10 protein-coding genes are annotated in these 11,402 nt (G+C 44.8%); 5 read left to right on the plus strand and 5 right to left on the minus strand.

Annotation, left to right across the window (positions count from 1 at the left end; all coding sequences use genetic code 11):
• Positions 1-17: 17 nt before the first annotated feature.
• Both G400_RS0102830 and G400_RS0102835 read right to left on the minus strand, forming a co-directional pair.
• Positions 18-842 carry a glycosyltransferase gene (locus G400_RS0102830; protein WP_017262440.1) on the minus strand — a complete coding sequence of 275 codons (825 nt, stop codon included), beginning with the start codon at positions 840-842 and terminating at the stop codon, positions 18-20.
• Entirely contained in the window at positions 842-1,615 is a 774-nt protein-coding gene (locus G400_RS0102835; protein WP_042655437.1) for a lysophospholipid acyltransferase family protein, read from the minus strand. Before G400_RS0102835 ends, G400_RS0102830 begins: the two co-directional genes overlap by 1 nt.
• A 575-nt stretch (positions 1,616-2,190) precedes the next feature.
• Between G400_RS0102835 and wecB the strand changes: the two genes are divergently transcribed.
• The 4 genes from wecB to G400_RS0102855 all read left to right on the plus strand — a co-directional run bounded on the left by wecB (position 2,191) and on the right by G400_RS0102855 (position 7,469).
• A complete protein-coding gene (gene wecB / locus G400_RS0102840; RefSeq protein WP_017262442.1) occupies positions 2,191-3,309 on the plus strand; it encodes a non-hydrolyzing UDP-N-acetylglucosamine 2-epimerase in 1,119 nt (372 codons plus the stop codon).
• 88 nt (positions 3,310-3,397) lie between these two features.
• Positions 3,398-3,976: a TetR/AcrR family transcriptional regulator gene (locus G400_RS0102845; RefSeq protein ID WP_017262443.1), complete on the plus strand. Its 579-nt coding sequence runs from the start codon at positions 3,398-3,400 to the stop codon at positions 3,974-3,976.
• Between the two features lie 121 nt (positions 3,977-4,097).
• Complete coding sequence (locus G400_RS0102850; protein WP_017262444.1) at positions 4,098-6,680, plus strand: efflux RND transporter permease subunit; 2,583 nt, start codon at positions 4,098-4,100, stop codon at positions 6,678-6,680.
• Positions 6,681-6,887: 207 nt separating this feature from the next.
• Positions 6,888-7,469, plus strand: a complete 582-nt coding sequence (locus G400_RS0102855) for a TMEM175 family protein (protein ID WP_017262445.1) — start codon at positions 6,888-6,890, stop codon at positions 7,467-7,469.
• Here G400_RS0102855 and G400_RS0102860 read toward each other — a convergent pair.
• The 3 genes from G400_RS0102860 to pyrF are packed head-to-tail and all read right to left on the minus strand — an operon-like array spanning position 7,463 to position 9,801.
• On the minus strand, positions 7,463-8,356 hold the full coding sequence (locus G400_RS0102860; RefSeq protein WP_017262446.1) for a dihydroorotate dehydrogenase: 894 nt from the start codon (positions 8,354-8,356) through the stop codon (positions 7,463-7,465). The two genes, G400_RS0102855 and G400_RS0102860, sit on opposite strands and share 7 nt — an antisense overlap.
• Positions 8,357-8,402: 46 nt before the next feature.
• Positions 8,403-9,077: an orotate phosphoribosyltransferase gene (pyrE, locus tag G400_RS0102865; RefSeq protein ID WP_017262447.1), complete on the minus strand. Its 675-nt coding sequence runs from the start codon at positions 9,075-9,077 to the stop codon at positions 8,403-8,405.
• Positions 9,070-9,801, minus strand: coding sequence for an orotidine-5'-phosphate decarboxylase (gene pyrF, locus G400_RS0102870; protein WP_017262448.1), 732 nt, complete (start codon positions 9,799-9,801; stop codon positions 9,070-9,072). Before pyrF ends, pyrE begins: the two co-directional genes overlap by 8 nt.
• A 324-nt stretch (positions 9,802-10,125) precedes the next feature.
• On the opposite strand from pyrF, the gene G400_RS0102875 reads away from it, so the two are divergent.
• Entirely contained in the window at positions 10,126-11,352 is a 1,227-nt protein-coding gene (locus G400_RS0102875) for an MFS transporter (protein WP_017262449.1), read from the plus strand.
• The last annotated feature ends 50 nt before the right edge of the window (positions 11,353-11,402 follow it).

Consider the following 11,402-nt stretch of genomic DNA (forward strand, 5'->3'; position numbering starts at 1 on the left):
CGTGTGTCGCTCCTTTCTTACTGATGTTGTTTGAGTTCAAGGTATTTATTGAGGACATCATCGTAATCGTGAAGGCCTAACTCATGGTGAACCCGCTGAACTTCCCATGGTTTCACCGTAAACGTGTGCACCCACGGGAAGAACTTGAAACTCGTCGTAAAGTGTTGAAAAACAGTGTCGGATTGAACACGGTGCTGTTCGTTAAATCGTTCTGGTGCAATCCGTTTGGTGCGGCTCAGCTTGTTCAATGCAGTTTGATCTGGCATGAAGCGTTGCTGCGTCTCACACATGTAGCGGGCTTTGGCAAACAGTTGCGTTTGTCGAATGTAGGCCAAGTTAAGCAGAAGAACACCAGAATTGACGTAATCATAGACTTTCAGTTCATGATGGAAGAACCATTTTCCGTAATGATCAAGCACGCCTACAAACTCAACGCCGTGAAGATCTTGGTGATAGAATGTCCCAAATGATTGGCGGCAAATAATGTCGGCATCGAGGTAAAGCAGACGGTTAGGCAGTTGTGGAATCTGGTCGGCATATAAACGGAGCATGGAATATGGCGTGAACCGTGACGTCATGTTTGCACTAGGTGGTGTTTGGTTGAATAATGTGGTGCAATCAATTGCTTCAATGGTATTGAGTGGGTTGGCATGAAGTAACTCGTTGCGAACACAAGTGAGCAATCGCTCACTAACAGGCTCACGTTGAGCCTCATTTGACGATGGTAATGTCATCGTCATCACATAAATATGCAAGGGTTCTCGCACATGTTTGATGAGCGATAATGTTGCGATAAGGATGCCATCCTCCACGCTGTGGTCGCCACAGAATAAAATATTCATTATGAATCATCTCTTTTGTAGTGAATGTATTCGTAAGTGCTGGCGGCACTTCGCCGTTTCAACGTCAGGGTCACATCTTGCCAAAGCTCATGCTGCTGAGTTTTTCTTGACTGTCCTGCTGTTGGTCGAAACGGACCGTCAATATAAACAGTTAGCCGTGGTCGTTTGCTAAATTTACGTTTTTGATAGGTCGTCGTCATACAAAAGACGGGTTTCTGTGTTTTAACGGGGAAGCTAAATGATGTTTCTGGAAACGGCCGAATCTTTGTGTAATAGGGCCAAACGTGTGCTTCAGGATAAATGACAACATAGTTATTATGATCCATTACCTGATTGACCGCTTTAATGAGCTGAATGGTCTGACTCGTCGTAGTTGCGGTTGGCAAGGCACCACAATAAGGTAGGTTAGGTCCCAATATTGGAAGTGTGAAATTTGCGGGGCTGACAATGGCGTGAAAACGTTGAGCACCACCGATAATTAAAGGCATAAACGCATCATTGACCGGTTGGGTGTGGTTTGCATACATAAAGTAGCCTTGATGGCGAAATGGTTTCAGGACACCCCGGTTAACCACCGTTAAATGCCAGGCAGCGTAACAATAAACATAAGCAAATGTCTTAGCCACACCACGAAAGACAAGGGACCATAATCGTTCCCACCAGCGGTCACGATGCCACCGATAATTTTTAGGCAGAATATTCGTTTGGTGATTGGTCGTCACCACGTCGTCAGTCACATCATGGTAGGTTTGAACTCGTTTAATGTGCCTCACCTCCCTTAAGTCGGTTTCGTTTCTAATGTAATGTTAATCTTATCATAGATGCTGACAATTGGTGTTTATTGATTAAGCACGATGAAACGTGGCTATTAAATAGGTTGATGGCTCTCACGAATTAGGCAGGCGCTGGTTAAGAAATAGTAACGGCCATTAGCTATTAAGTGAACTCAAGAATAGCGAACATAGTCGTATTCTGTAAGCTAATAATTGTAGAAGAATGCATAATTTAAATTTGGTGAGCGACCACTCACTTCTTTCACAATTTCAGTATATGTTTAATTGCATGAAAGTCAACACGGTTTATAAATAAGTGACTAACATGGCGCAAACATTCAGTCAGTGATGATTGTTCGCATCGTCCTAAGGTGTAGTGTGGTTGTCCTCTCTGGTAAGCGGTTCTTAAACGCTGACGTTAGTTCGTTACAACGAAAGGTCGACTGCATCGTGAAATTTTTGAAATAGGTCTTCAACCTTCAACTTTTCTGCTAATCAAACATTACGTGAAGTTTATTTTAAGTCCAACGTGTTATGGTGAACCTATAAAGTTTGTCATTGGGAGGATATTTAATATGGCACAGCAGCCAATTAAGGTAATGTTGATTTTTGGAACTCGGCCAGAAGCAATTAAAATGGCGCCGGTAGTGCAACGTTTGCAACAGGACGACCGTTTTTTGCCAATTGTCGTCGTGACCGCCCAACACCGAGAAATGCTGGATCAGGTGTTAACGATTTTTCATATTAAACCGGATTATGATTTAAACATTATGCGAGCAGGACAAACTTTGACTGGGATTACGGTTCACGTCATTAGCCAGTTGGATACGATTATTCAGCAGGAGCAACCGCGCTTGATTTTGGTTCACGGCGATACCACAACTACGTTTGCTGCGTCGGTGAGCGCCTTCTATCACCAGGTTGCCATTGGACACGTTGAGGCCGGGTTGCGGACATGGGATAAGTATTCTCCGTATCCTGAAGAAATGAATCGTCAGTTGACTGATGTGCTGAGTGATCTTTATTTTGCACCAACCACAACAAGTCGCGACAACTTATTGAAAGAAAACCATCCCGCTAGGCAGATTTTTGTCACGGGGAACACCGCTATTGATGCGCTTGGCGAAACAGTCACGCAGAATTATCATCATGAAGTTTTGGACAGAATTCCTGCAGGACACAAGTTTGTATTATTGACGATGCACCGGCGTGAGAATCAGGGAGAACCAATGCGCGCAACCTTCCGAGCAATCAAACGCGTTGTAGATGAGCGCCAAGATTTAGACGTGGTCTATCCTGTTCATCTCAGTCCTAACGTTCAAGAAGCTGCACATGAAGTGTTTGCCGATGACGAACGCATTCACTTGATTGAACCACTAGATGTGGCTGATTTTCATAATCTAGCTGCCAAGGCCTTATTTATCATGACGGATTCTGGCGGTGTCCAAGAAGAAGCACCATCCTTAGGCAAGCCTGTTTTGGTATTGCGCGAAACAACGGAACGGCCAGAAGGAGTTACAGCGGGCACACTGAAGTTAGTAGGCACAGACGAAGAAAATGTTTACACGGCAATGACTAATTTATTAACTAATCAAGCCGAATATGAAGCAATGGCTAGCGCCAAAAATCCTTATGGGGATGGGCATGCAAGTGAAAGAATTGCCGACGCGATTGCAACATACTTTAGGGCCTAGTTTCATCACGAGGGTTGCAAAGTTAGTAAAAAGGGCGTTTCATGTGAAACATAATCTTTAGCTGACTAATGCAAGGAGGTCCAAACGTATGACTATCAAACCAGAAAGTTTTCGTCAGGAAAAGACGCGCCAAGAGCTAATCGACGCAATGCAAGTTCTGTTGGTGCACAAACCGTTTGAGCAAATTAGCGTAAACGATATTTGCGAACAATCACATAACCACCGCAGCACTTTTTATCGGTATTATCATGACAAGTATGATTTGCTACAAGATGAGTTTCGGATGGTTCGTGAAACGATGGATACCGATAACCAGATTCCCAGTCGACAATTTGTTGAACAGATTGTCGATTTTGCTCAAGAAAACCAGCGGGTATTTCGGAATTTAACGACCGCCAATTCGCATGAAAATATGTACTACGTGTTGACTGCGGCTACAGAGCAAACGCTCAAAGAAAAGCTGGCGGAACAGAAAAAAACTGACGATCCACTCATTCAACAAGTTGAGGATTCTCCTCGTCCGGACTTGGTGATTAGCTTAATTGCCGGTGCCATTGTTAATTTAATGATCCGTTGGGTGACAACGGAACAGAGTACACCAAAGGACGAAATTGTTACTTTCCTGACAGATGGTTTAAACCGAATTTGCATTGTTCCAGAAACGTAATTAAAACAAAAAGAATCAAGTGTCTTTTTTTGAGATACTTGGTTCTTTTTGTTTCTGTTCGCAATTAATTTATCTGGTTATACTGAGGTCACTTTTTTGAGAGAAAGGGACCTCAAGACGTATGGAAAGAAAATTTGAACAGCTAGGACAATTCATTCAAAAGCACACGGTAGTCTTGCTTGTCGGCATGTTAGCCATCACTGTTTTCCTTGGCTTTGGTTTGCCTAAGGTGCAGATGGATATGGGCAATGATGTGTTTGTGAACACGAAATCGCAAGTTTACAAGGATACAGAGACCTATCAGAAAAACTTTGGCGGTGATTCTGCATATATTCTGTTATCAGGGCACCAAGATAAACTTATTTCACATGAAACAATGCAGAAAATCCATAGTTTAGATGGACGTTTGAACAAGATTGATAACGTTCGCGGAACGACTAACGTTGTGAATGTACTAAACGCAACGTTGAAGAGCGGCAACGCCTCATCAGTACAGAGCACGGATCAAAATGGATCTGGCCAATCAACGCAGACAAAACTGATGAACAGTTTATCTAAGAAACAAAAACAACAGTTGCAGTCAACGCTCGCTCAGTCCTTGACGCCAGCCCAGCAACAGCAAGTGCAACAGTATACGTTAACTATTTTGACACCTACTCAAAAGCAAGCGTTGGCGGCAAATCCGGTCGCAGCCAGTCAAATGACCGGTCAGTTGAATCTAAAGCAACAACAGCAGATTCAAACCTACATGATGTCTTTGCTGACAGCAGGGCAGCGCCAACAATTGACTGGTCAAGTAATGGCACAGGTGCCTCGTGTTGAAAAAATGTCGACACCAATGCTTAATGCGCTGATTTTTTCGAACAACGGCAAGGTTCCTTCAGCGATGCAACAATTATTGCCGAAGGATGGCCGCCACGTGTTAGTAGTGGTTAATACTTCCGATAAAACAGACATGAGTACGTACGTTAAAATGACGCGAGATATCAATCGTGCCATCAAGCAAACACATTTTCAAGATGGTGTAAAAGTGCGTTTGGCAGGCTCACCAGCAATCACTAGTCAGGTTCAAACTCAAGTAACGCGAGCAATGATGATTATGCTTGGTCTTGCCGTCGTTGTAATGGTGATCGTGCTTTCGTTGATTTTCCGCGTTCGCCGTCGATTGTTTCCACTGTTGTTTGTCGCTGTTAGTTTGATTTGGACGTTTGGTTTCATGGGCTGGACAGGCATCTCGCTGACATTGGCTACGATGGCGACATTACCTATTATCATCGGTTTGGGGACTGATTTTGGTGTTCAGTTTCAAAATCGTTATGAGGAGACATTTAGACAACAACATAATCGTCAAGACGCCTTGAATACCGGAATTGGCAAGATGGGACCAGCTGTCGGGATTGCGTTGATTGTCATGACGTTTAGCTTTCTGACAATGTTCTTGTCGAAGGCGCCGATGATGCAACAATTCGGGCTAACGTTGGCTATTGGCGTTGTCAGCGCCTATCTGACGGAACTAATTTTGATGTTTAGTTTGTTACCATTCTTTGATCGGCATGCCGAACCTGTAAAAGCTGCCGAACCTCACAAACTGAGTCAGCCATCTGGTTTGGCAAAGGTGTTAGCGCGTTACGCGGCATTTGTGACCAAACACAGTGTTATTGTGCTGATTATTGGCGTATTACTAGGCGGCGCTGGCTTTGCGGTGGAACATAATATCAACACCGAAACTGACATGACCAAGATGATTCCACAACAGATGACTGCGCTTAAGGACACGAAATATCTGCAAAAACAAATTGGCTCAACCACTTATATTACCTATTTGGTGAGGGCCGACGACGTTCGTGACAAGCGGGTGATGCAGTATACAGATCAGTTTGGCCGGCAAGAACAACGACGATATCATGATGTGACCGACGTTACGAGCCTGCCAACTAGTTTGAATTTAAGCGGACAACAATTAACCGATACAAAACAAGGAACCTTGAATAGCGGTATTGCCAGTTTACCTAGTTCTATGAAGCAGGTGTTGATGAGTAATAATCAGCATTATGCGACGCTGCAATTTAAGATCAACAAGAATTTGTCGAGCGCTGACCAACTGAAATTGATGAACAAAATTACTAAGGATATTGATGCACCACACGGAATTCACGTTGCGCCGGCCGGAGCTGAGGTCATGATGCTGACGGGAAGTCATAATATGACAGCTAATCACTGGTTGATTATTATTGCCGGAATCGCGATTATCTTCCTCGTTCTGTTTGTAATCTATCGCGATCCACGATTCGCTATGTATCCGATTTTACCGATTCTGTTAGTGCTAGGACTGTCTCCGCTCACATTGTGGTTGATGGGCACGTCATACAATCCGTTGACGATTTCTCTAAGTTCCCTAGTTCTCGGGATTGGGACTGAATTTACGATTCTGATTCTGGAGAGGTACCGAGAAGAACAAAAACGGGGTAAGTCGACTGTGGACGCGACAATCAGTGCTGTGTCATCCGTTGGACAGGCCATCTTCGTGTCTGGTATGACAGTCATTGGTGGCTTCTCCGCGATTATCTTTGCCAGTTTCCCTGTGCTGAAGTCGTTTGGACTAATTACGGTGATCGATACTGGGTTCTCGCTGATTAGTGCACTGACGATTCTGCCAGCCATCATTGTGTTCATGCATCGTGGTGACAAACGGAAACAGGTGTAAAGAGAGGATTTAGTCTTAATTAGCATTGAGTGGACTAATGAACCGCGTTTTTGTGACTGTAAAAATTAGTCATAGTCACTCAATCAGAATGAAACACATTAGTATTTTAAACCTCTAACTATAGGTACAAAGAAACAGTGTCACCCTGAAAATTGATCAGTGGGTGGCACTGTTTTGTGGTGTAATAGGCCTAAGGGGGTTCAGCAAATGATGTTTAAAAATTCAAAATCACGTCTCGTTGCGATATCAGATGGTGTATTTGCGGTGGTGCTCACCATTATGGTGTTGGGCGTCGTGGTGCCAGAGCATCCCACTAAACTTTTAATCGGTATTGCTTTTCGCCAAATCGTTATTTTTTTAATTAGTTTTGCCATTGTTGCACAATACTGGATGTTACATCAGGAATTATTTAGCGCCCTGGAAAAAGTTTCAGTTAGGGTGATTGTGATGAACTTTTACTATCTGGCACTTATATCGTTAATCCCCTTTGTGACTGCTTGGTTAAGTCGGGAACTTTTCAATCGTATCGTTGTCATAACCTTTGCAACTGTCTTAGTGTTAGTGGACCTATTACAGTATTTACTGTTTAGATTAGTTGTACATGAGTCACATATGACACCTAAAACGCATGATTTAGAAGAGATCCGTTCTACAAAAATGATGTTTTGGATTAGTGTCAGTTACGTTGTCGTTGGTGGCATATTTCCTAAAACGTTACTTGTACTGATTCTATTGGGCATGTTTACGCGTACAGTTGTCACACACTGGTATCGTCAAGGAAATCAATAGGTTGCTGATGGCCAAGTTAAGTCGTATTCAGCTAGGGTTTCCGGAATGTTCGCCGCAATGTTTGCACAGGATGCAGGGTCATGAAACGTGGCGGCCCCGACTTGAACGGCGTTTGCACCAGCTAGCATGAGTTCTACAGCGTCTTTACTGGTAGAAACGCCACCGACGCCGACGATAGGCAGTGTGGATGCCTGGCGGACCTGGTGCACCATATAGACGGCTAGCGGGTGAATTGCTTGTCCAGATAAGCCACCAGTGCCATGTGCTAAACGCGGTTTTTGCGTTGCAAGATCAATTTCCATGCCTAGTAGAGTGTTGATGAGGACGAGACCTGTGGCACCGCCAGCTTCGGCTGCTTTAGCAATCGGGACAATATCCGTTACATTCGGTGTGAGTTTAACAAACACTGGTTTATCCACGGCGGCCACAATTTTGGCGGTCAAGGTTTGAACAGTTACCGGATCTGTGCCGAATGCGAGGCCGCCATGATCGACATTAGGGCAGGAAACGTTGACCTCAATGAATTTAACGTTTGGCGCCGTGGTTAGTTGTTTTGCAACCTCAACGTACTCGTCCATGCTACCGCCCGCGACGCTGCCAACGATTGGTAGATCAGGATAATGAGTGGCAAGCCAAGGCAGCTTTTCGGCCATGACATTTTTAATGCCGGGATTTTTTAACCCAACGGCGTTTAGCCAACCGGCAGTAGTGTTAGTTGTCGTTGGCCAAGGATTACCCGTTCGGGGTTCGGCCGTTGTCGATTTAATTACTAGGGCGCCAAGCGCATTGAGATCAGTCTTTTGGGCCAGTTCCTGACCGTAACCGACTGTACCGCTGGCCGCAATGACTGGATTTTTCAAACGCACACCTGCAAGTGTAATAGACATGTTAACCTCCTGAATATAATGAGTTGTGTTGTCAACAAGTATTGAGCTACATGGATACTGGCTGCCAGTGCCAAGGATCATTATGCCAGGCCTTGGCCAATTTGCAGTCTACCTCACTTAACTCATGGTGGTTGGTGAGATGCTCAAGTAGTAGGTGATAGTCCAACAGTGGCGTCAATGATGTTTTCGCCTGTTTAAAATTAGTTTTTGCATCTGGCAGGTCGTAACTAAAGACAGAAACGACACCGTCTACGCGGGCGCCAGTAGCGCCGACCGCTTTTGCCGCGCCAAGCACACTGCCACCGGTCGAAATGAGATCATCAATAAGTACAACGTGATCTTTGGATGATAATGCCCCTTCAATTTGTTTGCCAGTCCCGTGATCCTTTGGGTGAGACCGTACGTAAATCAATGGCAGTGAAAGTGCCTCGGCTACCCATGCAGCATGGGGAATACCGGCAGTAGCGACCCCAGCGATGACCGTTGCATCTGGATATTGGCGTTTGATTAAGGCTGTGAGACCTGTTGCGATATGCTGACGCAATTCGGGATAGCTGATCGTCATGCGCAAATCTGTGTAGACTGGCGAAATCATCCCGCTAGCATATTGAAATGGCTGGTTTGGGGAGACCTTAACGGCCTTGATAGCCAGTAATTCAGTGATGATCGTTTCAGTTAGGTCAGTTTTATTTGCGTTTGAGGTGTTATCTACGTTAGTCATGGATTAACCACTCCTTTTTGATTGTCATATAGGCGTTTGCGGGTTGTGAAGATTGTGTTATCGGGCGGCCAACAACAATGGCGGAACTACCAGCTTTGGCAGCTTGCCGAGGTGTCATGATACGTTGCTGATCATCGGCGGGGTTTGTTGTTAGCCGAATGCCGGGAGTAACCAGCAGAAAGTCATCGTTAACAAACGGTTTGATCGTTGTGACTTCTTGTGGGGAACAGATGACGCCATCTGCGCCGGACGTGTCAGCCAGTTGAGCGAGTTGGCGAACCTGATCAGTCATTGGTAAGCTGACGTGCTGCTCATTAACTAACATCTTTTCTGAGATGGATGTTAGCTCAGTTACTGCCAATAATTTTGGCGGTGTCACGTGAGCTTGCTGTGCACCTCGCTGGAGCCCCCGTTTGGCTGCAGCAATCATGGTTCCACCACCTAACGCATGGACTGTGGTGTACTGGATACCAAGTTGTCCGAGTTGGTAAGCAGCCCGTTCCACAGTATTTGGAATGTCATGTAGTTTCAAGTCTAAGAAGATGTCAAAACCGCATTGTTGAATATGGCGAATCATCGCAGTTCCTTCACTGTAGAATAGTTCCATACCAACTTTTACTGCAGGCCGATCATCCGTTTGTGATAGTTGATCAAGCAATTGATCGACTGACGACGTCGTACTTACATCAAGAGCGACAATAATCGAATTTGCGCTGGCGTTCATGAAAACTTCCTTTCGACCACTTGGGCACAAAAAAATGGATCATCTGCCCGGCTAACCGTTCAGACGATCCATGGATGGCATACACTTCGCCATAATATCGGATTGAATTTGAGCTAGCTTACCAACCTCACAGGATTGGTTTAAAGCGGCGCTTGTTTAATTGGAGACTATGATACTGTTTTTTTCAGCGGCGTGCAAGGGGGAATTTTTAGGTGATATGGGTTATATGAAACGCCCACTTGCAAATTATTTTTCGACGTGGCATGATAAGCGACAAGAAAAAATAACGAATGTCAGTGAGCATTCATTTTGGAGGTAATTGTGATGAATCAAGCACCAGTAGCTTCTGCGATCCATACAGACAGTCAGCAGAAATGGACTATTGCATCCACCAGTGCCGGTTTTGCGTTGGAAAATATGGATGTGATGTTTTTGTCATTTGCATTAAGCTCAATTATCACAGAACTACATCTATCAGCAGGTCAGGCAGGAATGATTTCTTCAGTGACTAACCTGGGTATGCTGGCAGGTGGTTTACTATTTGGATTATTAGGTGACCGGTACGGAAGGGTAAAAATCTTTTCGTACACGGTCTTTATTTTTGCCATTGCGACCACGGCTATGGCGTTTGCAAACTCGATTGGTTGGATCTATTTATTCCGATTTTTAACGGGCATTGGCGCTGGTGGTGAGTACGGTGTGGGTATTGCACTGATTTCGGAACGGTTTGCCGCCAATAAGATTGGCCGGATGACTTCGGTAGCTGCTATCGGCGGTCAAATTGGGGCAGCATTGGCGGCCGTTCTTGCAGCCGTCATTTTACCAACATTGGGCTGGCACGCATTATTTTTCCTTGGCTTAATTCCAGTTACCTTGACCGTCATTATTCGACGTCATGTGCACGAAACACCCGCATTTTTAAAGGCTAAACGAAGTGCCAACACACAGTCGGTTAACCTACTGGTGTTGTTCAATAGTCCACGCAGGGCATACCAAACGGTTGGACTCATGTTGATGTCAGTGGTTCAAATTGCTGGTTATTTTGGGTTGATGAACTGGTTGCCCTCAATTATGCAAAAGCAGGCTCATGTATCGGTATCAGGATCCGCCATGTGGATGATAGCAACCATTGCCGGCATGGTCATGGGGATGTTTGTCTTTGGTAATGTACTAGATAACATTGGACCTCGATGGGCGTTTGGCATTTTCCTCATTGGGGCAGCAATTTCGGTTTATATCTTCACACTAGCTAAAACGACAGCGACAATTCTGCCAGCCGGTGCGCTGATTGGATTCTTTTCAAACGGCATGTTTGGTGGTTATGGTGCCGTGATCAGTGAACTTTATCCGGTCACGATTCGCTCAACGGCCAATAATGTGATTGTGAATGTAGGCCGTGCAATCGGGGGGTTCTCCTCGGTGGCAATTGGCTTACTTATGGAACACTTTACTTTGCCAATTGTCATGGGTAGCTTGGCGGGATTATACATCTTTAGTTTTATCGTAATGTTGACGATTCCAGCCTTGGTCAAACGGGGCGTTACTGCTTAGGCAAAATTACGATTTTTTCTCCAAGGCTGATCAATTTAGGATAACCGTTT

This window comes from Furfurilactobacillus rossiae DSM 15814 (assembly GCF_000428925.1).
In the GTDB taxonomy this organism is placed as follows: domain Bacteria; phylum Bacillota; class Bacilli; order Lactobacillales; family Lactobacillaceae; genus Furfurilactobacillus; species Furfurilactobacillus rossiae.

Bases quoted from the DNA above. Each gene is read 5' to 3' on its own strand.
- G400_RS0102830 (WP_017262440.1), bottom strand. From the start codon at position 842: ATGAATATTTTATTCTGTGGCGACCACAGCGTGGAGGATGGCATCCTT.
- wecB (WP_017262442.1), top strand. From the start codon at position 2,191: ATGGCACAGCAGCCAATTAAGGTAATGTTGATTTTTGGAACTCGGCCA.
- G400_RS0102845 (WP_017262443.1), top strand. From the start codon at position 3,398: ATGACTATCAAACCAGAAAGTTTTCGTCAGGAAAAGACGCGCCAAGAG.
- G400_RS0102850 (WP_017262444.1), top strand. From the start codon at position 4,098: ATGGAAAGAAAATTTGAACAGCTAGGACAATTCATTCAAAAGCACACG.
- G400_RS0102855 (WP_017262445.1), top strand. From the start codon at position 6,888: ATGATGTTTAAAAATTCAAAATCACGTCTCGTTGCGATATCAGATGGT.
- G400_RS0102860 (WP_017262446.1), bottom strand. From the start codon at position 8,356: ATGTCTATTACACTTGCAGGTGTGCGTTTGAAAAATCCAGTCATTGCG.
- pyrE (WP_017262447.1), bottom strand. From the start codon at position 9,077: ATGACTAACGTAGATAACACCTCAAACGCAAATAAAACTGACCTAACT.
- pyrF (WP_017262448.1), bottom strand. From the start codon at position 9,801: ATGAACGCCAGCGCAAATTCGATTATTGTCGCTCTTGATGTAAGTACG.
- G400_RS0102875 (WP_017262449.1), top strand. From the start codon at position 10,126: ATGAATCAAGCACCAGTAGCTTCTGCGATCCATACAGACAGTCAGCAG.